The sequence below is a fragment of the Marinifilum fragile genome (assembly GCF_963677365.1).
GTDB classification, from domain to species: Bacteria; Bacteroidota; Bacteroidia; order Bacteroidales; family Marinifilaceae; genus Marinifilum; species Marinifilum fragile.
The window spans coordinates 2,746,006-2,771,929 of the sequence record NZ_OY781962.1; the positions used below are offsets into that span (position 1 = coordinate 2,746,006).

Annotated in this window: 29 protein-coding genes; 23 read left to right on the top strand and 6 right to left on the bottom strand. The window is 37.2% G+C overall.

The features are described from left to right. The first annotated feature begins 4 nt into the window (after window positions 1-4). The 3 genes from ACKPCA_RS10860 to ACKPCA_RS10870 are packed head-to-tail and all read left to right on the top strand — an operon-like array spanning window position 5 to window position 2,220. On the top strand, window positions 5-709 hold the full coding sequence (locus tag ACKPCA_RS10860; protein WP_321279124.1) for an aromatic aminobenezylarsenical efflux permease ArsG family transporter: 705 nt from the start codon (window positions 5-7) through the stop codon (window positions 707-709). 23 nt (window positions 710-732) lie between these two features. Then, window positions 733-1,770, top strand: a complete 1,038-nt coding sequence (locus ACKPCA_RS10865) for a permease (protein WP_054722381.1) — start codon at window positions 733-735, stop codon at window positions 1,768-1,770. 24 nt (window positions 1,771-1,794) lie between these two features. Beyond that, window positions 1,795-2,220: a thiol-disulfide oxidoreductase DCC family protein gene (locus ACKPCA_RS10870; RefSeq protein ID WP_321279125.1), complete on the top strand. Its 426-nt coding sequence runs from the start codon at window positions 1,795-1,797 to the stop codon at window positions 2,218-2,220. 72 nt (window positions 2,221-2,292) lie between these two features. On the opposite strand, the gene ACKPCA_RS10875 is transcribed toward ACKPCA_RS10870, so the two are convergent. After that, window positions 2,293-3,387: a 6-phosphofructokinase gene (locus ACKPCA_RS10875; RefSeq protein ID WP_054722377.1), complete on the bottom strand. Its 1,095-nt coding sequence runs from the start codon at window positions 3,385-3,387 to the stop codon at window positions 2,293-2,295. A gap of 293 nt (window positions 3,388-3,680) precedes the next feature. On the opposite strand from ACKPCA_RS10875, the gene ACKPCA_RS10880 reads away from it, so the two are divergent. Then, the gene (locus ACKPCA_RS10880; RefSeq protein WP_321279126.1) at window positions 3,681-4,178 is read left to right on the top strand and encodes an O-acetyl-ADP-ribose deacetylase; all 498 of its coding nucleotides are present in this window, start codon (window positions 3,681-3,683) and stop codon (window positions 4,176-4,178) included. On the opposite strand, the gene ACKPCA_RS10885 is transcribed toward ACKPCA_RS10880, so the two are convergent. The 3 genes from ACKPCA_RS10885 to ACKPCA_RS10895 all read right to left on the bottom strand — a co-directional run bounded on the left by ACKPCA_RS10885 (window position 4,175) and on the right by ACKPCA_RS10895 (window position 6,949). Continuing rightward, on the bottom strand, window positions 4,175-4,609 hold the full coding sequence (locus ACKPCA_RS10885; protein WP_321279127.1) for a rhodanese-like domain-containing protein: 435 nt from the start codon (window positions 4,607-4,609) through the stop codon (window positions 4,175-4,177). The two genes, ACKPCA_RS10880 and ACKPCA_RS10885, sit on opposite strands and share 4 nt — an antisense overlap. A 111-nt stretch (window positions 4,610-4,720) precedes the next feature. Beyond that, on the bottom strand, window positions 4,721-5,188 hold the full coding sequence (locus ACKPCA_RS10890; protein WP_054722371.1) for an HAD family hydrolase: 468 nt from the start codon (window positions 5,186-5,188) through the stop codon (window positions 4,721-4,723). A 123-nt stretch (window positions 5,189-5,311) separates the two neighbouring features. Next, on the bottom strand, window positions 5,312-6,949 hold the full coding sequence (locus tag ACKPCA_RS10895) for a DUF3078 domain-containing protein (RefSeq protein ID WP_321279129.1): 1,638 nt from the start codon (window positions 6,947-6,949) through the stop codon (window positions 5,312-5,314). Window positions 6,950-7,537: 588 nt separating this feature from the next. Here ACKPCA_RS10895 and ACKPCA_RS10900 point away from each other — a divergent pair. Further along, a complete protein-coding gene (locus ACKPCA_RS10900) occupies window positions 7,538-8,920 on the top strand; it encodes a tryptophanase (RefSeq protein ID WP_321279131.1) in 1,383 nt (460 codons plus the stop codon). A gap of 212 nt (window positions 8,921-9,132) precedes the next feature. Next, window positions 9,133-9,459 carry a hypothetical protein gene (locus ACKPCA_RS10905; protein ID WP_054722366.1) on the top strand — a complete coding sequence of 109 codons (327 nt, stop codon included), beginning with the start codon at window positions 9,133-9,135 and terminating at the stop codon, window positions 9,457-9,459. An 80-nt stretch (window positions 9,460-9,539) separates the two neighbouring features. On the opposite strand, the gene trhA is transcribed toward ACKPCA_RS10905, so the two are convergent. Continuing rightward, on the bottom strand, window positions 9,540-10,223 hold the full coding sequence (gene trhA / locus ACKPCA_RS10910; protein ID WP_321279132.1) for a PAQR family membrane homeostasis protein TrhA: 684 nt from the start codon (window positions 10,221-10,223) through the stop codon (window positions 9,540-9,542). A gap of 246 nt (window positions 10,224-10,469) precedes the next feature. On the opposite strand from trhA, the gene ACKPCA_RS10915 reads away from it, so the two are divergent. From ACKPCA_RS10915 to ACKPCA_RS10930, 4 genes are all read left to right on the top strand, one after another. Further along, window positions 10,470-11,357: a hypothetical protein gene (locus ACKPCA_RS10915; protein WP_321279133.1), complete on the top strand. Its 888-nt coding sequence runs from the start codon at window positions 10,470-10,472 to the stop codon at window positions 11,355-11,357. A gap of 126 nt (window positions 11,358-11,483) precedes the next feature. Next, on the top strand, window positions 11,484-12,239 hold the full coding sequence (locus ACKPCA_RS10920; protein WP_321279134.1) for a DUF4197 domain-containing protein: 756 nt from the start codon (window positions 11,484-11,486) through the stop codon (window positions 12,237-12,239). Between the two features lie 33 nt (window positions 12,240-12,272). Further along, window positions 12,273-12,818, top strand: coding sequence for a GNAT family N-acetyltransferase (locus tag ACKPCA_RS10925; RefSeq protein WP_321279136.1), 546 nt, complete (start codon window positions 12,273-12,275; stop codon window positions 12,816-12,818). Window positions 12,819-13,060: 242 nt separating this feature from the next. Further along, window positions 13,061-13,252 (top strand): cold-shock protein, encoded by a 192-nt coding sequence (locus ACKPCA_RS10930; RefSeq protein WP_054722357.1) that lies wholly within the window; start codon window positions 13,061-13,063, stop codon window positions 13,250-13,252. 108 nt (window positions 13,253-13,360) lie between these two features. Here the strand turns inward: ACKPCA_RS10930 and ACKPCA_RS10935 are convergent, their stop codons facing one another. Then, window positions 13,361-13,816: a cold-shock protein gene (locus ACKPCA_RS10935; protein ID WP_054722355.1), complete on the bottom strand. Its 456-nt coding sequence runs from the start codon at window positions 13,814-13,816 to the stop codon at window positions 13,361-13,363. A gap of 247 nt (window positions 13,817-14,063) precedes the next feature. Between ACKPCA_RS10935 and ACKPCA_RS10940 the strand changes: the two genes are divergently transcribed. From ACKPCA_RS10940 to ACKPCA_RS11000, 13 genes are all read left to right on the top strand, one after another. Beyond that, complete coding sequence (locus ACKPCA_RS10940) at window positions 14,064-14,516, top strand: DUF5362 family protein (protein ID WP_054722353.1); 453 nt, start codon at window positions 14,064-14,066, stop codon at window positions 14,514-14,516. A 265-nt stretch (window positions 14,517-14,781) separates the two neighbouring features. Further along, entirely contained in the window at window positions 14,782-16,314 is a 1,533-nt protein-coding gene (locus tag ACKPCA_RS10945) for a hypothetical protein (RefSeq protein WP_321279137.1), read from the top strand. A 31-nt stretch (window positions 16,315-16,345) separates the two neighbouring features. Beyond that, complete coding sequence (locus ACKPCA_RS10950) at window positions 16,346-17,059, top strand: 3-oxoacid CoA-transferase subunit A (RefSeq protein ID WP_321279138.1); 714 nt, start codon at window positions 16,346-16,348, stop codon at window positions 17,057-17,059. Beyond that, window positions 17,053-17,706 (top strand): 3-oxoacid CoA-transferase subunit B, encoded by a 654-nt coding sequence (locus ACKPCA_RS10955; RefSeq protein WP_321279139.1) that lies wholly within the window; start codon window positions 17,053-17,055, stop codon window positions 17,704-17,706. The genes ACKPCA_RS10950 and ACKPCA_RS10955 overlap by 7 nt, the downstream gene beginning before the upstream one ends. Continuing rightward, entirely contained in the window at window positions 17,654-19,072 is a 1,419-nt protein-coding gene (locus tag ACKPCA_RS10960; protein ID WP_321279140.1) for an aspartate aminotransferase family protein, read from the top strand. The genes ACKPCA_RS10955 and ACKPCA_RS10960 overlap by 53 nt, the downstream gene beginning before the upstream one ends. A 45-nt stretch (window positions 19,073-19,117) precedes the next feature. Next, the gene (gene pcaF, locus ACKPCA_RS10965) at window positions 19,118-20,323 is read left to right on the top strand and encodes a 3-oxoadipyl-CoA thiolase (protein ID WP_321279142.1); all 1,206 of its coding nucleotides are present in this window, start codon (window positions 19,118-19,120) and stop codon (window positions 20,321-20,323) included. A gap of 54 nt (window positions 20,324-20,377) precedes the next feature. Further along, window positions 20,378-21,142 carry a S1 family peptidase gene (locus tag ACKPCA_RS10970; RefSeq protein ID WP_321279143.1) on the top strand — a complete coding sequence of 255 codons (765 nt, stop codon included), beginning with the start codon at window positions 20,378-20,380 and terminating at the stop codon, window positions 21,140-21,142. A 14-nt stretch (window positions 21,143-21,156) separates the two neighbouring features. Then, a complete protein-coding gene (locus ACKPCA_RS10975; protein ID WP_321279145.1) occupies window positions 21,157-21,426 on the top strand; it encodes a transporter suffix domain-containing protein in 270 nt (89 codons plus the stop codon). 200 nt (window positions 21,427-21,626) lie between these two features. Further along, on the top strand, window positions 21,627-22,091 hold the full coding sequence (locus ACKPCA_RS10980) for a hypothetical protein (RefSeq protein ID WP_321279147.1): 465 nt from the start codon (window positions 21,627-21,629) through the stop codon (window positions 22,089-22,091). Window positions 22,092-22,359: 268 nt separating this feature from the next. Then, the gene (locus ACKPCA_RS10985) at window positions 22,360-22,872 is read left to right on the top strand and encodes a YybH family protein (RefSeq protein WP_321279148.1); all 513 of its coding nucleotides are present in this window, start codon (window positions 22,360-22,362) and stop codon (window positions 22,870-22,872) included. A gap of 59 nt (window positions 22,873-22,931) precedes the next feature. Further along, window positions 22,932-23,885 (top strand): proline iminopeptidase-family hydrolase, encoded by a 954-nt coding sequence (locus tag ACKPCA_RS10990; RefSeq protein ID WP_321279149.1) that lies wholly within the window; start codon window positions 22,932-22,934, stop codon window positions 23,883-23,885. A gap of 11 nt (window positions 23,886-23,896) precedes the next feature. Next, window positions 23,897-24,409: a nuclear transport factor 2 family protein gene (locus ACKPCA_RS10995; protein ID WP_321279150.1), complete on the top strand. Its 513-nt coding sequence runs from the start codon at window positions 23,897-23,899 to the stop codon at window positions 24,407-24,409. A gap of 405 nt (window positions 24,410-24,814) precedes the next feature. After that, the gene (locus tag ACKPCA_RS11000) at window positions 24,815-25,669 is read left to right on the top strand and encodes an alpha/beta fold hydrolase (protein WP_321279151.1); all 855 of its coding nucleotides are present in this window, start codon (window positions 24,815-24,817) and stop codon (window positions 25,667-25,669) included. Window positions 25,670-25,924 lie beyond the last annotated feature (255 nt).

Genomic DNA, 25,924 nt, shown 5'->3' on the forward strand with positions numbered 1-25,924 from the left:
TATAATGGAATATTTAGATCAACTATTATCGCAAAGTAGCTTTCCAATATTATCGGCATTTTTACTGGGAATCATGACAGCGATTAGCCCTTGCCCGCTGGCAACAAACATCACTGCCACAGCCTATATCAGTAAAAACCTTAGCGATAAAAAGAGAATCTTTTTAAACGGATTGGTTTACACACTTGGAAGAGCAATAAGCTACACTGCCTTAGGAGTAATTCTGTTTTTCGGTGCAAGTAAATTCGATATTTCGAGCTTCTTTAACAGCTATGGCGAAAGGCTATTGGGACCATTGCTAATCATTATCGGAGTCTTTATGCTCGATATTATTTCCATTAATTTTCCGGGTGTTAGCTCCCTTACCGATAAGTTGAATGGGGAGAAAATGAGAGGAAAATATTGGGGTGCCTTGTTAATGGGAATGATTTTCGCTCTGGCTTTTTGCCCTTACAGTGGCGTATTGTATTTCGGAATGTTAATTCCACTTACAGTTTCGCAGACTGATGGTTTACTTTTGCCAATTGTTTTCGCCATTGCTACCGGTTTACCCGTTATTATTATTGCCTATTTACTAGCATTTACCCTATCGGGTGTTGGTAATTTTTACAACAAAATTAAAAGTTTCGAATACTGGTTTAGAAAAGTAGCAGCTGTAATTTTTATTGCGGCAGGACTGTATTTTACATACATTTTTTTCATCCAATAATCGATATCAGTTTTTAGAATATCATGATCAAATCTATTCAAATCACCAATAGAAAACAGCTCTTATTGGTTTTGCTATCATTGCCAATTTGGTACATTCTCTATGTAAACCTTCAAAACATTTCCGATTTTTTTATCGATACTGTTTTTGGAATGAAAGCAGGAACTCACCTTACCGAAACCATTCGTTTCTTTATTTTCGAAGTTCCTAAAGTTCTGCTACTGCTTGTGCTAATCATTTTTGGAGTTGGAATCGTTCGTAGCTATTTCTCACCTGAGAAAACCAGAAAAGCTTTGGCTGGCAAGTCAACTTTTTTAGGAAACGTAATGGCGGCCTTGCTAGGAGTTGTTACGCCATTCTGTTCATGTTCCGCCATTCCTTTGTTCTTAGGGTTTGTTGAAGCAGGTGTACCTCTGGGAGTAACTTTCAGTTTCCTGATTGCAGCACCAATGGTAAACGAAATTGCCCTAATCATGCTGGTGGGATTGTTTGGTTGGCAAACTGCAATCATTTATACCCTTACCGGATTATTAATTGCAATATTTTCTGGTTGGTTAATTGGAGTTTTAAAATTGGAGAAATACGTGCAAGATTGGGTTTTCGAAGTTAAAACCGGTCAAACCGATCAAGATGCAACCAAAATTCCATTCTCGGATAGAATTAAATCGGGTATCGATTCTGTAAAAGAAATTGTTGGCAAAATTTGGTTGTACATTGTAATTGGAGTAGCCATTGGAGCTGGCGCTCATGGATATGTACCAGAAGATTTCATGGCCAGTCTAATGGGTAAATCGGCTTGGTATTCGGTTCCTTTGTCAATTGTTATTGGTATTCCAATGTACTCAAATGCTGCAGGTATTATCCCTATTGTGAGTGTATTGATAGAGAAAGGTGCATCGCTGGGAACGGCACTGGCCTTTATGATGTCGGTAATTGGCTTATCATTGCCTGAAGTGATCATCCTCAAAAAAGTGCTTAAAATGCCTTTGATTCTAGCCTTTGTTGGAATTGTAGCTGCAGGTATTCTTTGCGTTGGATTTATTTTTAACTTTATCTACTAGGGTAAAGTATTAGATAAAAACACAATGCACAGTCATTCAAAAAATATTAGTAATTCAAACCCTATCGTACTTTTCGATGGGGTTTGTAATTTTTGCAATACTACAGTTCGTTTTGTGCTTGCTTACAATCGGGCAGAAAACATTCATTTCTCTCCGCTTCAATCCGATTTTGCCAAACAGTTGCTTGCTCAACACAAACTATCTTTCGATGATATGAACACCGTTGTTTTCATCGAAAACAACAAGGCTTACACCAAAAGCTCTGCAGCTTTTCAAATTAGCAAGCATTTAATTTATCCCTGGAAAGCTTTTTACTATTTCAAGTTCATTCCTCAAGCCATCACCAATTGGATATACGATCTAATCGCAAAAAACAGGTACTCCTGGTTTGGCAAAAAGAATCAATGCATAGTTCCCAAACCTGAATGGAGAGAAAGGTTTCATGAATAAACCCTTAGAGTAAAAATCACAAAAAAGCCGGAATCCTTGCGAACTCCGGCTTGTAATATCTTTTGACTTAAATTAGTCTCCAAATGCAATACCAACACCTTTTGCAGTAGCAACAAGGTTTGATTTTGGATCAACCAAGTTTTGCTGACCAATAGCCTCTGGAAGAGGAACAGCAACAACCTCTGGATGACGGTAAGCAACCATATGACCAAACTTACCTTCCAATACCATTTCGAATGCCTTAACACCAAACTGAGTTGCCAATACACGATCGTAAGCTACTGGAATACCACCACGCTGTAGGTGACCTAAAACAGTAGTACGGATATCTGCTTCTACACCTGCTTCTTTCAATTCAGCAGCCAAACGATCAGCAGCACCACTTAACTTCAAGTTAGGGTTTCCAACTTCAGTACTTACCTCAGCTAAAGCAGATCCACCTTTAGGCATAGCTCCTTCAGCAACCACAATAATACCAAAACCTTTACCTTTCAAGAAACGAGTATCCAATTTCTCTTTTACTTTCTTGATATCATAAGGAATCTCAGGAATCAAACAAGCTTCAGCACCACCTGCAATAGCAGCACTCAATGCAATCCAACCTGCATCACGTCCCATAGCTTCCAAAATGAAAACACGATTGTGAGAAGCAGCAGTTGTTTTCAACTTATCAACAGCTTCGGTACAAATTTGAACAGCAGTTTGGTAACCGAAAGTAAAATCGGTAGCCGAAAGGTCATTATCGATAGTTTTAGGTACACCAATAATGTTTAATCCTTTTTCGTAAAGAGCTTGTGAAATTTTCTGAGAACCATCACCACCAATGCTAATTACAGCATCGATTCCCAGGTATTGTAATTTGCGAATCATTTCATCAGAACGGTCAGCAGATCCCCAAGAACCATCCTTGTTTTTTACTGGCCAAGCAAAAGGACCACCTTTTGTAGTTGTTCCGATAATTGTACCACCTTGATAGTGAATACCTTTAACCGCAGCATCATCTAATATCTTAATTTCAGTCGGTTCCTTTAAAATTCCGTCGAACGACTGAATACTTCCCACAACTTCCCAATCTTTTTCTTGAGCTGCACGTTTCACAACGGCGCGAATCACAGCATTCAAACCAGGGCAATCACCACCTCCGGTTGCAACTAATACTCTTTTCATAATTGTCAATTTAATATTTCAATCAATTTGCTTGGCTAGCGCGGCTAAAATAAAAATATTTTTCCAAACCGAAACAAACAATTTCACTGTCAGTGAATTGCAATCGATTTCGGAATTGTTTTTTATAATGAATTTGAATTATTAATTTTAAAAAACACAAGATTGATATTTAGTATAAATTAAATATCTGTGTAAAGAGTAAAATGAAATAATCATTTGGCTCTGAGGTGAAAGATCACCATACAATTTAGGATAATTCCGAAGGAAAGAAAAGTAAAATTAAACTAGCAGTCATGAAAATTGAAATTTTTAAGGGAGATATTACCAAACTGAAAACCGATGCAATAGTAAATGCTGCCAACAGAAGTTTGCTTGGTGGCGGCGGAGTTGATGGAGCAATACACAGAGCTGCTGGTCCTGACTTGTTGGAAGAGTGTCGCACACTTAATGGATGTTCAACTGGCGAGGCTAAAATTACAAATGCTTATAAACTACCCAGCAAAAAGGTAATACATACCGTTGGTCCTGTTTGGAGTGGTGGCAAATATAACGAAGATCAATTGCTGAAAAGCTGCTATAAAGAGAGCATAAAACTTGCAGAGAAGTACAAATTACAAAGCATTGCTTTCCCAAATATCAGTACAGGTGTTTATCGCTTTCCAAAAGAAAAAGCTGCCAAGATTGCCATTAAAACTGTTCGAAAACAATTGGAAAAATGCAAGCACTTAAAAGAGGTAGTATTTTGCGTATTTGATGATGAAAACTTAAAGTTATACAATAAATTGCTTTAAATGGAAATGCTTTCTTCTACTGTTTCTCTATGATTCCAGCGTTTGTATTTACCCCAATTTAGCATTTTGGTATAACCTTTCTCTTCCAAAAAAATAATTACATTTTGAGTTTTAATGGTTAAATCACAATACAATATCAATGCCTTATCTTTAGGAATTTGGTGGTACCATTTTTCAACATCATGATGCGGGAAACTCTTGGCATCAGGAATGTGTCCCATTAGGAAGTATTCCTCTTCCCTTACATCCAAAATCCAAATATCATCTTGCTGTTCTTGAGTAAGCTTTAGCAGAATATCAGGATTCAGGAATTTTTTCAAACTCTCCCCTTCGGAAGATACATATGCATAGTAATTTGGTACATGTATAAAATACCAATACACACCAAATCCAACAGCAATAGCCGAAACAACAAGTAAAATCCAATTCATAGGTAGTAAATCAATACGGGAAAAATAGTCTGTTCTAAGCTAATTTGCAAAAAAATCTCCTTGAAGGAGATTTTAATTTTATTCTGTTTTATAAGTATGCTTCGGTTACAGTTATCTTTTCATTGTAGCAATAAAGGTATCGCTATCAAGAAAAAAGTCAAGTGCATCATTGATTGATGGCAAAATTACATCAACATGGTCAATAATATCTTTATGAATTCCTTCTGCCTGAAGCGTAGCTACTGAAATTATTGATTGAACAAACAACCCAATATCTATACGAGCATTACCAATAGCTGCAACATTTTTACTTCCCAGCGAAAGTAAAACATCTTCTTTTTCTCTGGAGTTACTCGCTTCATAATAAGATATCCCACTCGATAGTGCCAAATCTTTTGCATTTCCACGTTGGTCTGATGAAATCATTACCACGTTAACTCCCAACATTTGTAAACGATGAATTCTTTCCACCACACCTGGAACCATTTCTCCTTTAACGGTTAATGTTCCATTCGAATCTACCACCAAGGTATCGATAGTAATCGTTCCAACACCCGGAACCGCATAATTTAAACTCATAGATTAATGTTTTAATTTCAACCACAAAATAGTGTATTTTAAACAATTTTCATAGGTTTAAAAACACAACAAATTACCTCTCCTCAATACAAAAATGGGTATTTCTACCATTTTTAAATTGATTTAAAATCGGTAACTAATCCCAATAGAAAAGTTCTCTTTAAACTGCACTTTAGATCCCGTATCATCGTCAGAAATTAAATGGGTTGAGAATTTCGATAGCAGATACTGATTTATTGGCATGGTTAGACTCACTTCCCAATCTACATCTACATTCTTAGGCTTTTCGCTATAATTTGAATAAAGCGTAAGCTTATTGATCAATTCTAAATCTTCCCAAAATTTCAATTTATGAGAAAGGTTCACATACGAACCCACCTCTTTTTTAATTTTCTTGTCTTTGTCAACACCAAAAGCTGTTTGATCGATATTTGCGGTATCCTTAACGATTGTGTATTTGGCTGAAAGTGGCGAAAGCAGAACCGAAAAATTCTTATTGGGTTTGTAATCCATACCGACAGAAGCAATAATGTAAGCTGGAGCAAAAAAGTTTGATTTCAACACACGTGGACTATCATTTGGATAAGAGTAGCCTTTTACCATTTGCGTTTTTAAATTGAACTGAGCAGAATAGTACCAATTCTTCACCGCTTTTTGTCCGTACTTGGTATTTAACTCAACTCTATCTTCGTTCTTTCTAAATCCATCCTCACCTGATTTTAACAATCCATATTTTACTTTCAGACTGTTGTCCCATGTATGATTTCCCTTTTTGAAATTTGCAAATGCCTCAAGTGTTGAACTAGTCGCCATGGAACTCTCTCCTCCTCTAGACCAACTATCACTTACATGACCTTGATTAAAAGCCATACCAATTGTCGCCCCTGCTTTCCAAATTTGAGAATAGCGTTTGTATTTACCCAGTTTAGCCAATGCATATTGATCAGCACGTTCCTTTTTCTCTAACAATACCCTTGTCCCTCGTACTTTTGAACGTTGCACCGATTGCTGGTAAACATCATCATCAACCAAGATTCTCACCGATCGATCTGATGTATTCTGTATCCAGATACCAATAGAATCACGTTTGTTCTTTTTCAGCCAAAATCTCTTATAATCTTGTTTTCCATTGTTAATCCAAAACTTTATAGAATCATTCATAAAGTTACGAACCCCAAGAAACACAGAATCTCGACTAATTTCTCTAATCCATTGATGCACCGGATCATGCTCCACGTAATTATAAAGTTCATTCAAAGCTTCAGTCTTCCAGGTTTCAGACCTAACCGCTTCCTTAATCTCAGGCAAATCTGGCTGGTAACTTAAGACTTTCTCAAGCTCAATTTGCTTTTTAACTTCCTTTAAAGCTTCCTCTGTTTTTCTCTTTTCGATATAATCTTTTAGGTAAAAAACCATATTACGAATGCTATCATTCCCCACATACTGAAGAAGTGTATTTACCGCATCTCGAACAGAATCGGTTTGATACTGTTTTGGCGCATAGTCAGCTGCAAGTTCACGTACAATAAACCTGAATCCAACATTTTCAATGTGATTCAAAGGATCTTTTATGGGATGCAAAACGGTATCGTGCATAAAGTGCTTCATCGAATCGGCTGCATTGTGTCTTATCTTATAAGCCGACTCTTCTAATCGAATGGTATCCAGAAGCAAAGAGTCTTTCTGCAACTGTGTCTTATTTTGAGACAACAAAACAAATGGCTGAATAACAATCAGCAATACAAGAAAAAATCGAATCATTGGGCGTAGCTCTGTTCGGATTAATAATACGGGCTTTTGGAACATACACTAACCAAATACAATCCTATGATATTTGGTTTGTGCAAAAATGTCAATTTTATTTTGTTCTTAAAAGCATTTATGCTGGCAATCTACTCAAAAAACAGACCGAAATGGGATTTGTTTGAAGGTTTCACAATTCAATCGTTTGCATATTTTTAGCCCTTAATTTTTGTTTCAAGTTAAAAAGTTATAATTTTGCCAACAGTAGAAAAATCAGAAAGCATGGAAATTAAATATCAACTTCCTAAACTGACACACAAAGTCTACCTTAACATCAAAAACAGAGACGAGTTTCACTTCTAATCCGTCTCAGGGCATTCCTTGTCCCATTTTTTCAATACAATATTTAATAACGATTCTTTGATCAGATTACTACATCAGGTCAGTTCTTATTGCATATCTGTATTTCATTATTTGGCTAACTCAATATCACAACAATGTAATTGATTGATTTGTAATACCTACAAGTATTTTGAGGCATCATAAATCGTACAAAAGCCAATACCAGTAACGAACAAAATATTAAGCAATTAAATAAAAAATATCATGGAAATTCCATTTGCAGAATCATACAAAATTAAGATGGTTGAAACCATCAGAAGAAGTACTCGTGAAGAAAGAGAACAATGGTTAAAAGATGCCAACTACAACTTATTTAACCTTAAAAGCGACCACGTTTTTATTGACTTATTGACCGACTCAGGTACAGGAGCAATGAGTGACAAACAATGGTCGGCAATGATGTTGGGTGACGAAAGTTATGCAGGTGCTCGTTCATACTACAACATGAAAGAAGCATTAAAAAACATCTTGGGTTTTGATCACTTCTTGCCTACTCACCAAGGACGTGCTGCTGAGAATGTATTGTTCTCTGTTTTGGTAAAAGATGGCGATGTTGTACCAGGAAACTCTCATTTCGACACTACCAAAGGCCATATCGAGTTTAGAAAAGCAAAAGCTATCGATTGTACCATTGACGAAGCTTTCGATACTGAAATTGATCACCCATTTAAAGGAAATCTTGACCTTGTAAAATTAGAGTCTGTTCTTTCAACTTATCCAAAAGAACAAATTCCTATGATCATTGTTACGGTTACATGTAACACATCTGGAGGTCAGCCTGTTTCTATGGCAAACATTAAGGCTGTTAAAGAATTAGCAGATAAATATGAAGTTCCTGTATGTTTCGACTCTGCTCGTTTTGCTGAGAATGCTTACTTCATCAAAACTCGTGAAGAAGGTTATGCTGACAAAACAATCAAAGAAATTGTACTGGAAATGTATTCTTATGCTGATATGGCAACTATGAGTTCTAAAAAAGATGCAATTGTGAACATGGGTGGTTTCATTGGTATGAAGAGCGAAGAACTTTGGAAAAAAGCATCTACTTATAATATCATGTTCGAAGGATATGTTACTTATGGAGGTATGTCAGGTCGTGACATGAATGCATTGGCTCAAGGTTTAGATGAAGGTACCGAGTTTGACTATTTGGAAACTCGTATCAAGCAGGTAGAATACCTTGGTGGCAAATTGGAAGAGTATGGAATTCCATTCCAGAAACCAATAGGTGGTCACGCTATTTTCGTAGATGCTAAGAAAATTTTATCTCACATTCCGAAAGAAGAATTCCAAGCACAAACTTTAGGATGTGAATTGTATTTGGAAGCTGGTATTCGCGGTGTTGAAATTGGAACCATCTTAGCAGATAGAGATCCTGAAACCAGAGAAAATCGTTATCCAAATTTGGAATTGTTGCGTTTAGCTATACCAAGAAGAACCTACACCAACAACCATATGGATGTTATTGCAGCAGCTCTTAAAAATGTTTACGATCGCAGACACGAAATCAAACATGGTTTCAAAATTGTTGATGAAGCTCCAATTATGAGACATTTTACTGTACAGTTGGAAAAGATTGAAGAGTAGTACAAAATCACAACTACATATGATCAAGGCTCCCTTCGGGGGGCTTTTTTTATGCTTTCAAATAATGAAATTGTTCTTTAATAATTTTTATTTTTTCAGTATTGCAAAATTGCTTAATTTTAGAAAAGATCATTATATCAGTAAAATAAGAGCACAAACCCTATTTTAAATACAGAAAAAAAGAAGCAAATTCTAACCTAAATTAACGAACTATGACTACAATTGATCTTAAAGTAACTTTACAACTAAACGAAGAGGATTATTTTAAAGTTGGTGATCACATCTTCACAAAAAATGACAAATTAAAATCTATTGAAGAAAGATTACATTTCTGTGGATCATCTGCCATTAGTGTTTTCAAAGAGTATGAAAGCCTATTGACTATGGAAATCATGGATAATTGGTCGAGACTGATCAAAGCTTTAAATCAAACCACTTCGTGCTGTGCCGTATGGGATAATCGAAAAATTATTCAGGAATTGGTTGAAAAGAGAGAACACCCAGTATCTTGGTATGTTAAAAATTGTAGAATCTGCTAACTGCCCAAAAACTAACAATTGAAAAGACTTTCCTACGGGAAGGTCTTTTTAATTTTTCCATCAAATCAACTCCCAAAGTCTTACTGAATTGCATAATAAACCGCGACAAAATGCGATAAACTTCCCCCAAACACAAACAAGTGCCAAATAAAATGATTAAAAGGCAATTTTTTCCAAACGTAAAATATTACGCCAAGGGTGTAAAACACACCGCCAATGATAATCCACTGCAAACTTAAGGTAGGCAGAACCGCACTAAATGCATCAAAGTTAAAAACAAGGATATAGCCCATAAACAAATACATCAGCAGAGAAATCCATTTATATCTCCCCAATAAAAACAGTTTGTACACGATGCCAAACCCTACCAAAACCCATAAAATTACCAAGTAGATTTTCCCTACCATATCATCCAGGTAAATTACCAGAAAGGGTGTATATGTTCCGGCAATCATCACAAATATGCTAATGTGATCAATTTTTCTAAACATGCTCCTTTTGGGATGATCCACCATATAATGATACAATGCAGAAGAAAAATAAAGCAACAGAAACCCTAGAAGAAAAATAAAAACAGCCAATAGTCCTTTCCAGTTTTGAGTTTCCCATGCCTGATACATCAACCAGGTTCCAGCAGGAATTACAAAGAAAACTCCTGCCAAATGAGAAATCCAATTCCATAGCTCATGAAGAGATTCCTGGCTGTTCAAAAACCTCTTCTTATCCTCCTTAATTCGGCTAGTTATTAGTAGTAACCATTTCATTTACCTATTTCTTTTGGTTTGGAAGATTAAATTTCCGAAAAATAGATGAAGCCACAAAGTATTCACAACACAATTTAATTTTAATTCAAATAGCTCTACATCCTAATATTTAAGGCACATCTGTCACAAATTAAATTCAATACAATCGCTAATCATAGTAAAAATACGACATAACACCTTCTATATGTTTTCATATTTATATATTGTGATCTCTAAACATCTTTATAATTACAAAAAACTAATCAAATGAGGAACTTACTATTATTACTAGCTTTATTTGTTATTAATCAGGCTAGTATTGCTCAAGAATTTGAACTTTCTCCATTCTTTAAGATTGGAACATCCGATGAATCGATATCTGCATTATCTGAAGAAATCAAAACCCAACTTCAGGCTAATGATTTTAAAATTGTTGGTGAATATGCTCCCGAATCAAACAACAACTTGCATGTTATTTGCTTTACAAGAAATGATTTACAGAATCTATGCTTACAATCAACAGACAGAGGTGCATTGGCAAGCGTATTAAAAGTTGGCTTGGTAAAAAAAGGACAACAAACTGCAATAAGCATGCTGAATCCTGAATATATGTTTTGTGCTTACTTAAGCAATTACGAAACTGACAAGAATACCTATACTAAAATTACTGCAGATGTAAAAAGTGCTCTTGGAAATTTCGGAAGTGAATTCACAGCTTTTGGTGGAGAAATTAAAGCTGCTTCGTTAAAGAAGTATCACTATAAAATAATGATGCCTTATTTTAAAGATCCGGTAGAACTTTGCGAGTTTGAAAGTTTTGAAGCTGGAGTGGAGAAAATACGTAACAACCTAAATACTGGAAAAGAAAATACCAAGTTGATTTACGAACAAGTATTTAAAAATGAAAAAATTGCTGTATTCGGTGTAGGATTGCTTGATCAGGAAAATGGTGAAAAACATTTCCTACCGATTATTGGTGAAGACCACATTGCTGCTATGCCATATGAAATCATCCTTCAGGACAAAGAAGTTACCATGCTACATGGAAAATACCGTTTTGCTTTGTACTGGCCAGAACTTACCATGGGTACTTTTATGAAAATAATGAGTACTCCTGGTGATGTAGAAGATTTTATGGAAGCACTAACTAAATAATCCCCTGTTCATAAATCTATCCCCTGTAGATTTAAATCCCTTGCTAACTCAAGGGATTTTTTATTGTTTCAATTTTTGATACCTTCGAACTTCAATTATTACTACATACCAAAATTTAATTTCAGAATGAAAAAGTACCTTTATTTCATAATAATCTCTACAATGTTTTGGTCTTGTGCCGAAATGCAAGCCGTAATGGATCAATACAATTTGGAACAATACAAACCTCTAACCGATAGTGAAGTTTCTGCAGGATTGAAAGAAGCCCTGAAAGTAGGAAGTGTTAATGCAGCCAATATTCTATCGGTAGAAGATGGCTTTTACAAAGATGAATTGGTAAAAATTCTTCTTCCTCCCGAAGCTCAAAAAATATCCAAGAATATCAGCATGATACCTGGCGGAAAGGATTTAATCGAAAAGGTAGAAATCAGATTGAACCGAGCTGCTGAAGATGCGGTAAAAGAAGCTGTTCCTATTTTTGCATCTGCAATTTCAGAAATGACCATTGCAGATGCTTTTGGCATCCTGAAAGGAAATAATGATGCCGCAACCCAATATCTAAAAGGCAAAACATCCGACAAGCTAAAGGATTTATTTATGCCTAAAGTAAAAGCATCGCTTGATAAAAAACTGGTTGCGAACATCTCTACCAACGAATCATGGGATTTGCTTACCAACAATTACAATAAGGTAGCAGGCAGTTTTGCCGGAAAACTGGCCAATCTTGAACCTGTAAATACAAAACTGGACGACTATGTTACTCAAAAAGCTTTGGATGCCTTGTTTTTAAAAGTGGCAGAAGAAGAAAAGCAAATCCGAAAAGATCCTTTAAAGCGTGTCAGCAATATTCTAAAAAGAGTATTTGGAGAGTTAGACAAATAAAAGTGAACGATGATCAGTAAACAGTTATCAGAAATGAAACTTGAAACAAAACGCCTGGTGCTTGAAAAATTGGAGATGAAGCATGACAAAGCTTTCTACTCCTACCGATCGGATGTGGAAACCAACAAATACCAAGGTTGGATTCCGTACGCATTGGAAGATTGCCAGCACTTTATAAAAAATAGGATTGCCAAAGAATTTAACGAACCCGGAACATGGTACCAATTTGCAATAATACTGCAAGATTCGAATGAAATGATTGGTGATTTTGGGGTTCATTTTCTGGATGGCGACGAGCATCAGGTAGAAATTGGATGTACCATTAACAAAAAACATCATCGCAAAGGTTATGCAAAAGAAGCTGCTAGTGCGATAATAACCCATTTATTTTGTAATCTTAAAAAGCACAGAATTATCGCATCGGTTGATCCACTAAACACTCCCTCAATCCTATTAATAGAAAAACTTGGTTTTAGGAAAGAAGCTCATTTTAAGGAAAGTATTTTAATAAATGGACAGTGGGTGGATGATGTAATTTATGCCATTTTAGGCAAAGAATGGGCAACTACAGCCACTTAGTTTTTCAACCTACTCATTATCTAATCTTTATAAATTCGTCAAATTATTTTTTTTTTCTTTCAAGTATCATTTTTTTACCTACCTTTGGCAGGATATTAAGTCATAGGTCGGTTGATGATCGACTCTTTTAATTTCAATATTATTTGTTACTATTCATTCCATTCCCGGAATTTAAATTAACAGGATCATACGGGAGTTATTAAGAAAGACTTATTTCAAATTATTATTTTAATTTAATTACAATGGAAGGAACAGTAAAATTCTTTAACGAATCAAAAGGTTTCGGTTTTATCAAACCAGCTGATCAAAGTGATGATGTTTTCGTACACGTATCAGGTCTTGTTGATGAAATCAGAGAAAACGACAAAGTTGAATACGATGTTGAAAATGGAAGAAAAGGTTTAAACGCAGTAAATGTAAGAGTGATTGAATAATCGCTACACCTTTATAAGAAATTGAAAAAGCACCCCTAGAGGTGCTTTTTTTATTGTCTAAATCTTATATCAGGTACTAGTGTACTGATATGAAATATAATTTGAAAGTTACTTTTTTAGAGTAACATTAACGGCATTCATTCCTTTAGGTCCACGCTCGGTATCAAACTCTACCTTATCGTTCTCCTTAATGGTATCTACCAATCCATTTACGTGTACAAAAATACTCTCACCCGTATTTGAATCTTTAATAAAACCGAAACCTTTTGATTCGTTGAAGAAACTCACAACACCTTGTTTCTTTCCTTCCTCTTCTTCAAAGTCACCACTATTTCTGGCTCCTAGTACAATGTCTTCCGCATTAATCTCTTCCTTTTTCTTGGCAGGATCTGGTGGTGTTGATGTGATGTTTCCAAACTCATCTACATAAGCGATCATGTCATCCAAGCTACTTTTTCCACCTGCTTCTTTACGAGCCTCTTTTCGAGCTTCTTTCTCTTTTCTTTTCTGCAGTTTTCTTTTCTCTTTCTCTTTTTTGTTATACGTCTCTTGCGATCTTCCCATAAAATTTTTAGTGATACATTAATGATTAATAAAACCTTAATGAATCGATTCAGATAATAGTTTGGCCTACTTCGCTCAAGACAAAAAGGTTCTGCAAGGTAAGCATTTATTTACACTACTTAGTCATTTTATCCAAAGCATTTTAAAATGATAGCAATTTTACTGAAACATCCCCCAATTATCATCGAAAATAAAAAAGAAATAATTATTTTAAGCTGATAAAAAAAATTAACAAAACCCTTTAAACATGCAAAATAACGAAGGAAGAGAAGCCAAGCCAATCGAGCTAACGGCACAATCGGTAATTTACCTCAACGAAACCCGCAAATGGACCATGTTTTTTTCCATACTTGGATTTGTTTTTCTGGGAATACTTATAATTGCCGCAATTTTTATGGCAACTATGTTTGGTGCTATGGCCGGAGATAACTTACCTTTTATGGGAAGTGGAATAATAATTGGAGTGTTCTATTTACTATTAGGTGCATTGTACTTCTTCCCAATTTTTTACCTATACAAATTCTCGAAACACTCAAAAACTGCCATTTACAGTGAAGACAGTGAACAATTAAGCCTGGCATTTAAATTTTTAAAAAAGCACTACAAGTTTATTGGTATTTTAAGCATTATAATTCTATCCTTCTACGTTTTGGCATTTCTGATCATGTCAATTGCAGGTGGAATTGGCGCTTTCATGTAAGTTATTGACATCAATATAATTTGAACCTTCTCTGTTTCACAGAGAAGGTTTTTTATTTGCAAAAAATGCATTTAAATAATATCAGTTTTTGTTGTAACTTGATTACATGTAACCCATTATATTGCTATATAAATCAGTAAACTTTGTAATCTAAATTGTTTTGTATTACAAATACCGATAAAGCCAATAAACGATGGGTCGAAATAGGTATAGGAGTTCATACTCTTACAGTTAAATCAGACTATTAATCCTAAAATAGTTTTACATGTTACATTCAGAAAAAATTGACCTTACCAAACAATTTGCTCATCACGGAATTGATGAAAATGCAGCCCAAATCATCGAGAAAGAAAAGCTATTGCCTGCAAGCCTCATCAACAAATTGCATCATTGCTTTCCGCAATACTCTATTTTAAAAGAGGAAAGTGCACCGATGTTTACCTCTAACAAAAATCGCTATACAAGCATTGATGGTTTCAGAGAAATCATATCTATACTAAATGCTAATGGTATTGATATTGGCTACATCGAAGAGCGAGAGCTTTTCATTAATGTGTATCGATTTATGGCAACCAAGCATGTTCTCAACACCATAAACTGGAAGAACTACGAAAATGATTTGGTATTTCAATTGGTATTTCCTCAGCCTGGAATGATGAAAGCTGAACTACTGGAAAGATACAGGAATGCCAAATCGGAAGAGGAAAAGCAACAAATTTGTAAGGATTATATACACGATACCAATCCTCACGATGGCAAACAATTGTTGAACAAGGCCTGTTTCGAAAATGAGAATGGCGATTTTGAAATTCTGGATGGCAGCCAACACAAGTATCCGCAATGTTTTCTTGTTTTTGATAAAAGTACACAAAGCTGTTTTGCTTTCTGCAATTATTGTTTCCGCCATGCCCAGGTAAGAGGCGATGAAGACATGTTCATACAGGAGGATATTGATCAGGTTCATCATTATCTACGGAAGCACAAAGAAGTAACCGATATTTTGCTTACTGGCGGTGATGGAGGCTTAATGCCTTATTCCCGGTTAAAGGAATATCTATTGCCATTGATCACCGATCCCGAATTGTCACACATCAGAAACATACGCATGGCTTCCAGGAGCTTAACCTACGATCCTCAAATAATAATCCAGCCGAGCTTTGATGATATTCTGACACTCTATAAAGATTTGATCAACCATGGCATTCAAGTAATTTGGATGGGACATTTCTCTGGTCCGAAAGAATTAATGAATCTGACCACCATTGCGGCTGTTCGACGATTACGAGCCGCCGGAATAACAGTTAAAAGTCAAAGCCCAATCATGAAACATATCAGCTTGTTCCCTGATGAAAATGGAGGAATTGATATCAATAAATCGGCTCAAAACTGGATAGACCTTGGACATGTACTCATGATGCTGGGCATTGGTTTCCATTCCATGTACTATGCGCGACCAACGGGAGAACACCACTACTTCACTGCACCATTGGCCGATATCAATAAGGTATTTAGCCAAATATACAGAAGTCTTCCATCAGTTGGCCGACCTTCCAGATATATCTCGATGACCTCATCAGCTGGGAAAGCCTCAATGTTGGGTACTGTAGAGGTGAATGGAAAAACAGCATTTGCACTTAAATTCAACGAAGCCAGGAACATGGAATGGATGGACAGGGTGTATTTGGCAGATTACGACGAACAGCAGAACACCATTGAAAAACTGAAACCATTTGAAGGTGACAAATATTTCTATACTGATGAGTTAGAGGCCATCGAAAAACAATTAGAGAGAAAATAGAATATCGTTCAAACCATACCATTTCTGTTCTATGATTAACAAAACAGTACAATCGTTAGCCGAAGCCGTACAAGACATTCACGATGGAGCTACCATTATGATTAGTGGCTTTGGTGAAGCCGGCAGCCCCATTGAATTGATTCATGCCTTGATCGATCAGGGAGCAAAAGATTTGACCGTGGTGAGCAATAATACCGGAAGTGGAAATGTGGGACTGGCTGCCTTAATTGAACAACGAAGAGTGAAAAAAATGATCTGTTCTTTTCCCAGGACTGCCAACTCCACTGTATTTCCAGAACTCTACAATGCCGGAGAAATAGAATTGGAACTCGTACCACAAGGCACCTTAGCGGAAAGAATTAGAGCCGGTGGAGCTGGAATTCCAGCTTTCTACACTCCTGCCTCGGTAAATACTCCTTTGGCAGAAGGCAAGGAATGCAGAGTATTTGACGGAATAGAATATGTGTTGGAAAGAGGCATTAAAGCCGATTTCTCTCTGGTAAAATGCGAACTGGCCGATCGTTATGGCAATTTAACCTATCATGCCACCGCACGCAATTTTGGCCCCATCATGTGTACTGCCGCCACTACAAGCATTGTTCAGGCGAAAAAAGTAGTTGAGGCAGGTATCATAGATCCCGAAATCGTGGTAACACCAGGAATTTTTGTGAATCATATTATCGAAGTTTCCAATCCTGCCCATGAATCTGATTTGGTAGCACAAAAACTTACGTACCCATGGTAGAAAAACAATTAAAAATTGGCTGGAGCAAAACGGAAATGGCTCAAAATGTAGCGATGGACATTCCCGATGGCTCCTATGTGAACCTCGGAATAGGCATGCCCGAAATGGTTGCTGACTTTGTTCCCAGTGGTCGTGAACTGATCTACCAGACCGAAAATGGATTGCTGGGAATGGGAGCTGTACCAATGGCCGGACAAGAAGACCCTGAATTGATAAATGCTGGAAAAAAACCTGTGACTACCATACCCGGTGCTTGTTTTTTCCATCATGCCGATAGCTTTACCATGATTAGAGGCGGCCATATTGATGTATGCGTTTTGGGCGCCATGCAAATCTCTAAAAATGGGGATTTGGCCAACTGGTCAACAGGTGCTGCCAATGCCATACCTGCAGTTGGGGGAGCAATGGATTTGGTGGCTGGAGTAAAAAGAATACTGGTAATTACACAACACAACACCAAAGATGGCAAACCCAAAATCCTGAATCAATGCAGCTATCCATTAACCGGAAAAGGCGTTGTGGAAAGCATTTATACAAATCTGGCCATAATCGATGTAAAAAAAGAAGGCCTTTTTGTTAGAAAACTAGGACCCAATGTTGATTTTGAATATTTACAGAAACATACCGAAGCCAAACTATTTCAATAAACTAAACTCTGAAATCATCATGGAAAATGCTGATAATGTAAATTATAAATCAAGCCTAAAGCTCTACAAAAGAGCAAAAAAAGTGATAACCGGTGGTGTAAGCAGAAATACCATTTTCCGCCGTCCTCATCCTTTTTATGTTGCTCAGGCCAAAGGCAGCTATGTAACCGATATCGATGGCAATACCAGGATAGATTTCGCCAACAATATGGCATCTTTGATTCATGGGCACTCTCATCCTGTGATTGTGGATGCCGTAACAGAACAAATGCAAAACGGAACTGCCTATACGTTGGGAAGTGAGGTGGAAGTAGAGTTTGGTGAGTTATTGGTGGAAAGAAACAAAGAGTTCGAAAGAATTCGATTTGTGAACTCAGGTACCGAGGCAGTAATGTCTATGATAAAAGCAGCTCGGGCTTATACAGGCCGACCTAAAATCGCCAAGGCTGAAGGAGCCTACCACGGCACTTACGATTTTGCGGAAATTAGCCAGATTGCAGAACCTCACAATTGGGGGGATATCGACAAGCCCAATTCGGTTCCGGTAACCTATGGCACACCCGAAAGTGTAAAAAAAGATGTGGTTGTATTCCCTTACAACGATATTGAACGAACGATTAATTTACTGGAAGCCAATAAAAGTGAACTGGCTTGCGTATTGATTGACCCTATTTCTCATCGGGTTGGAATGTATCCAATTGAGGAAAAATTTTTGCTGGAAATATACAATTGGACCAGAAAAAACAAGGTGCTTCTGGTCTTCGACGAAGTGGTAACCTATCGAGTAACCTATAGTGGAGCTCAGAATTTGTATCCTGTAAAGCCCGATATGACTGCCCTCGGAAAAATCATAGGAGGTGGATTTCCTGTTGGCGCCATTGCTGGTAGCGCAAAAATCATGTCGGTGTTCGATCCCACGAGAAAAGTAATTAAACAGCCTCATTCAGGCACATTCTCGGCCAACCCTGTTACCATGATTGCAGGAAAAACAGCCATGCAGCTATACGACAGGCAGGCAGTGGAAAATATCAATAAAATGGCAGAGATTGCAAAAAAACAAATTCATGAAGCCATTCAATTGGCCGATGTTCCTGTCGCGATCACGGGAGCGGGATCAATGTTCCGTTTACATTTTCGCCAAGAACAGCCACGCAATTACCGTGAAACCTATCAGGCACCGGAAGAAAGAAAAGTAATTGTAGACCTTCTCGACTATCTTTTCCTTCACGAAAACCTGATTCTGATCAACACCTTCGCTTGCATGCTTGCCACCACAATCACACAGGTAGAAGTAGATCGTCTCTCTCAGTCATTATACAATGGATTTAAGAAATACAAAGCTGAGATTCATCAGTTTGCCAAATAACCAAAATCGTTTTCTGATAGCTAACCAACCCACAAAAACAGCCTAATGATGACAAATGTTTATATCTGCGATGCCATAAGAACTCCTGTAGGAAAATATGCTGGAACACTGGCTTCCGTTCGAACCGATGATTTAGCAGCCATTCCCCTAAAAGCCTTAATGAATAGAAATCCGGAAATGGATTGGGCTGCCATTGATGACGTATTTATGGGTTGTGCCAATCAGGCAGGAGAAGACAACCGAAACGTAGCCCGCATGGCTACTCTTTTGGCTGGTTTCCCCGAAACGGTTCCTGCAGCTACCATCAACCGCCTGTGCGGATCGGGAATGGATGCCATTGGAAGTGCAGCCAGGGCCATAAAAGCCGGGGAAGCAAATTTGATGATGGCCGGAGGCGTGGAGAGCATGTCGAGAGCACCATTTGTAATGGGAAAAGCAGAGACCGCATTTGGTCGTACCCACAAACTGGAAGATACCACCATCGGCTGGCGATTTGTGAATAAAAAACTAGACCAGATGTATGGTACCGAAGGCATGATTCAAACGGCACAAAACATTGCCGATGATTTTTCAATCAGCCGTGAAGATCAGGACAAGTTTGCACGATGGAGCCAGGAAAAAGCACGCAATGCACAGGAAAATGGAAGTTTGGCTCACGAGATCGTTCCTGTTGAAATCCCACAGCGAAAAGCAGATCCCATCCTCTTCTCTACCGACGAACATCCAAGACTTTCCTCATTGGAAAAACTGGCAAGTTTAAAATCCATTTCAGGACCCAACGGATGCATTACTGCAGGCAATGCTTCGGGAGTAAACGATGGAGCTGCAGCCATGCTACTGGCTTCCGAACAGGCAGTAAAAAAATACCATCTCACTCCTAAAGTGAAAATATTGGGCATGGCCACCGCAGGTGTTCTGCCAAGAATTATGGGCATGGCCCCCGTTCCTGCTACCAGAAAAGTGCTTCAACTTACCGGACTGCATTTGGATGATATGGATATTATTGAATTGAACGAGGCTTTCGCTGCCCAATCGCTTGGTTGCACTCGCGAACTGGGTTTGGCAGATGATGACCCACGCATTAATCCTTTGGGTGGAGCCATCGCCTTAGGTCATCCACTGGGAATGAGCGGAGCCCGTATCACCACATCGGCCTATTACCAATTGATCCATTCCGATGCCAGGTATGCCCTTTGCACCATGTGTATTGGCGTTGGACAGGGAATTGCTTTAGTGTTGGAGAAAGTCTAAGTTTTGTTGCTTAAAAAAGATTCTATTGTTGAAGGTACCCCTAATTAAAGCATAATGAATAAATCAAGCTTACTGGCAGCAATTATATTACTGATATTCAGCTGCCAAAATTCATCCAAAATTGAAAAAGAATCATGGGCAGATCTGCCCCTTGAATCATGGCCAGATTTTGCTTTAACCAACGAAATTGGCTTTTCTGATACTATCTATTACGATATTGCAAATTCATTTTTAGTGAATACTGGTTCTGATACACTTGCAGTATCATGTAAACATCTGTTTATGGTTTTTGAGAAACAGCTTGGGTTAAAAACTATCGACTTGGGAAATAAGTTTAAGTATTGGAATATGTACCCAAAGAATGACAAAACAAAAACAGTCAAACTAAAACAATTAATTAACAAAGACTCAAACGAAGCAATCGATCAGTACAATACATTAAAAGTTCGAGATTGGATTCTATTTGAATTAGAAGAACAAAATAATAAACTGTTTCCATTAAAGATCAGGTACTCACAAGTAAAAACCAATGAGATTGTATATGCAATTGGTTGGAGTATGAATCAAACAGATAATCATAAGCCTACATTCATAAAACTACAATGCATTAAGAATTTGGGAGATTATTTTTATACCAAATCCTTGCAAACCAATACAAAACCTTATGGAACAAGCGGATCTCCCGTAATTGATAAAAATGGCTACTTAGTGGGAATTGTTTCGGGACAGGAAGGAAATGCAGGAGTGATAGGAAGCACTTTGTACTTGACCAAAATGTTCGATAAATACAATATTGAATACCAATACTCAAGTCATTAGCAAACACATATCACATGAAAAAGAAGAACTGGCAAATCAAATTGGGAATCATTCTGATCATTCTCTGCATCCCATTCTTTCTGATAATACCTGTATTCCCTTTTATGGAGCTGGAAGCCAAAACCAAGATTACCCTTTCCACAGTATCACTGATTATTGGGGAAGTGCTGTTTTGGTCTGGTGGAATATTGGTGGGTAAAGAGCTCTTTAAGAAATACAAATCCTACTTCAATCCTAAGAATTGGTTCAAGAAAACGGATCAAAGCGAAGAGCAAAATAAGTAATAAGCTGAATTACAACACCCCATCCCTTGCCTGTGTAAATGAAAAGCTTGAAAGCATGAATCTACTCGAGCAAATAATTCAGAACATATCAATCTTCATATATTATTATGATATATTACACCTTGTTAACATATAGATTTTAAGAGTTTTATATCATCTAAAAATTTACTAAATTAGTATATCACCAAAGAAAATCCACCATGAAAAAACTAATGTTTATACTAATTGTTATCGCGGTGAGTTGTGCTCCTCAACCAGAAAAAATCTCAGAATCGGAAGTAATGAAAACCATTGAAGGCTTTTTTGAAGCTTTTGAAAAAGAAAACAACACCACTGAATTATTAGATGATTATATCACCAAGGATTTTATAATCTATGAAGCACAAAGAGAGATGAATAAAGATGAGTTCCTGGAATTTGTATCTTCATTCCCCATTATCGAAAGTGACTGGAAAATGAGTGACCTTAAAATTTCAACGGATATCAATTCTGCCCATATCAGTTTATTCAACACCGGAAATTTTATTATGCAATTTGATACTACTAAAGTACATCACAAATATGAGTGGTTCGAGAGTGCATATATGGTAAAGGAAGATGGTAAACTGAAAATCAAATTCTATTTTTCTGATAACGTCTCTATGGAAACGGATACTATAAAATAATTTAAGCTTACGATTCTTAAACCTCTTCCCTACTTGCGCAAGCTTGTTATACCATTTAAATTTCAGAGTAAGCCTTAAGCGAAACTGTGAAATATTAAATTGAAATACCGATATACAATTGGTTAGGCATTTGGAATAATACGAACAAATGGCTCACACGAATTAATAATCGGTATTATCTCCAATTGTAATGCCGATTACTATGTGAGACAGAATCCGTTTTGGAATTCCTGAAGAATTAGATTGAAAACTTAAAACCAATGTAATGATGATACGATTTCTACCTGTTTTAATTATCATCCTTTCAGTCTTGGGATGCAATACTTCCATACAAAAGGAAAGTGTAGACAAGGAGGCACTCAAAAAACTGATTAACGAGAAGAATGTCAGAATATCGGGCTTCTACAAAAAAGGAATGGTTGATTCCCTTGCCACTTTTTTCACAAAGCATTCCATACAAATGATTCCAAATCAAAAACCCATAATGGGGGCTGAGGAATACAAGAAATCGTGGAGTGAATTGATGCAATTTGGGACCTGGGATTTTAAGTTGGAAGCTGTAGAAGTGAAAGCTAGCGGTAACATAGCCGTCGAACTTGGAAAGTATAGCCTGGAATTTACGCCCAATGAAAATTCTCCCATCCCTCAAATGAGTGATAAAGGCAATTATATGGTTTTGTGGGAAAAAATAGAAGGAAAGTGGCAGGTGATTTGGGATGCTCCGGTTAGCGAACTTCCCTTACCAAACCTTCAAGCAGAAATAGAGATGGAACAAGAGTAAGCAAAATGTTTCCATCCTGAAAAGAAAAGATCAGTAAGAATCAATAAAACAATGGCGATATGAAAAAGAAATGGATTTTAAGATTGGTTTTGTTCAGCCTGACTTCAATTCTTGTTATGGGATGTCAGCCGAAAACAAAACTTTCTTCCGGTGAGGGATATATTGATGTAACTGGAGGAAAAGTATGGTATAAAATTGTAGGAAGCGGAACTGAAACACCACTGGTATTGCTGCATGGTGGCCCCGGTTATCCATCCTATTACTTGAACCCATTGGCAGAATTAAGCAAAAACAGACCCATCATTTTTCTGGATCAATTGGGCTGTGGAAGATCCGATCGCCACGCGGATACAACACTCATGAATATCGAATCATTCGTGGAGCAAGTCCATCAGTTTGTGAATGAACTGAGATTGAAAGAATTTTACCTGTATGGGCATTCCTGGGGAGGAATCCTGGGCATGGAGTATTACCTCAAACATCCTGAACAAGTAAAAGCAATGATTCTGGCAAGTCCGGCATTAAGCATCCCCCAATGGCTGGAAGATTGCAATGAATTGATTCAAACCCTACCCGATTCAGTACAAATGGCAATTAAAACCAGCGAAGAAAGCGGCAATTACGACTCCAAGGAATACAACGAGGCAATTGGTATGTTTTACCGAAAGTTTGTAGCCAAAAAATTACCCTGGGATTCGAATATGGACAGCACAATTGCCGGGGCAAATATGGACATTTACCACTACATGTGGGGACCCAGTGAGTTTACAGCAAGTGGAACACTGAAAAATTACGATCGAATCAATCAACTTCAAAGCATTAGCATCCCAAGCCTGTACATTAGCGGAGAATTTGACGAAGTGCTTCCTTCAACTCTAAAACACTTTCAAAGCCTGACTCCAGGTGCCAAATTTACAATAATTGGAAATGCTGCCCATATTACCATGCACGACAACCCTAAGCCTTACCTACAGGCAATAGATGATTTTTTAAAAGAAATTGATAACCAATAAAAGCAAATAGCATGAAAAAATTAATTCTGACCACCCTTATTGCAGGCCTTTTATTTGGCTATGCCTGCGATACCCATAAAAAAGATTCGCTAAGCAATCAAAATATAGAAACCATCAAATCGGAAATACAAGTACTCCTCAAACAAATTATTGAAGATGCCTCCGAGGTAAATCACGAAAAGGTAATGGAATACTATTCCGATCAGCCTGATTTCATTTCTATAAGCAATGGTATCAAATCTGATTACACAGAATTCCACGAATTATGCAAAAACAACTATGAATCATCAAAAAATCAGATCATTGATAATTCGGAAACGATCATCGAGGTACTTGATGCTGAAACCGTATTGGTGACTTTGGGAGGAAAAGCTCAGGTAAATCTCAAAAATGACGATCAAATTAAAGTAGAACCATTTAGCATCACACTCCTTTTTAAGAAAATGAATGGTGCATGGAAGATTACCTATACTCATGAATCAGGGAATCATGTTTACGTAGAAAATGATACAAGTACAAATTAGGCTTTGTATGATTTATAGTGGGTAATTCTTTAAATTCTTTACCTTGTTCGACTGACCAAAGTGGGCATTGGAAGGTTAAGCTAATTAGACGCAGAAAAATTTTTAGTAAGACGGGGAAGCTAAGAACTTGTTCGAAGATCACCCCGCCGCACTTAAAGTTTTCAAGTATAAATAGTTTAAGCTTACACGCCCTAGATTTTTTGCATCCTTTTTCATCAATGGAACCGACCGAAGGGAGCTCATGAATTCCTTTTTAAGAAATCATTTGATGAATAAAAAGGATGAGCCATGCGGCTTGAGCAAATCAAAGTTTAGGTAATGAATAATAGCATCATTCATTTTATTTACGATTGATTTGATTAACTATAATATTCAGTATAAAACCAAAAAACTAAGACTTCCACCATGAAAAACTATTTCATTATCATTCTAATTCTTTTCATTTCGCCTGAAATCCATGCCCAAAATTCACCAACTGAAAAGTATGGTTCAAATCTCACAAATGGAAAACACGCAAGCATAAACGAAGCTCAAATTTATTACGAAACCTATGGAGAAGGAACGCCCTTGCTTCTTTTGCATGGAGGCGTAGGTTCTATCATTAACTTTCAGGAATGTATTCCCACATTGGCCGAGCACTTTAAAGTGATTGCGATTGACAGTCCGGGACATGGGCGCTCAAGTCATCTTGATTCTTTGAGTTATCCACTTATGGCCGATTACATCTCACAATTTATAGATCACCTGCAGCTCGACAGCCTTTATATTCTGGGATGGAGCGATGGTGGAATCATTGGCTTATACCTTGCAGCTGATCGCCCTGACAAAGTAAAAAAACTATTGGCTATTGGAGTGAATACCGGAACCAATGGATTAAGTAAAGATTTGTTGGACTGGACCAATAATGGGTTAATAGACTGGGCAAAAGACAAGGATGGTTGGTGGATGAAAACCCACTTGCCTCTGCTATCGCAACCCGAAAAAATTGATGAATATTTAGAGAATACCAAAAAGATGTGGCTGACAGAAATCTATATTCCACAAACAAAGGTTCAATCGATAAAAGTACCTACAATGATCATGCTGGGAGACAAAGATTCAATTAAAAAAGAGCACACCCTTGAAATATACCGCGATATAGAGAACGCTCAGTTGTGTATTCTTCCCAATACGGGACATTATGTATTTGGCAAATCAGGCAAACTTGTAAATCAAATTGCCATTGATTTCTTTAATGAAAAAATCAAAGCCAAGAAATAGGTCAGTTTGAAATGCCAATAATACCATTCACGCTTTGCAATTCGTGTTTGGTATTATACCGCTGTAGTCATTAAACAATCGGTAATAAATAGCAACAAAAGCCATTTGACGGGAAGGTACAAATGGCTTTTATCGATTCATAATCTGTAGATATAACTTGCCTTCCACTTTTGTGGAAGAATAATGCTAAGCCGAATGTTTGGCATAAATTTATATCTTCGTGTCCCAATTTTCTATTGGTGATTCAGCCCAAAG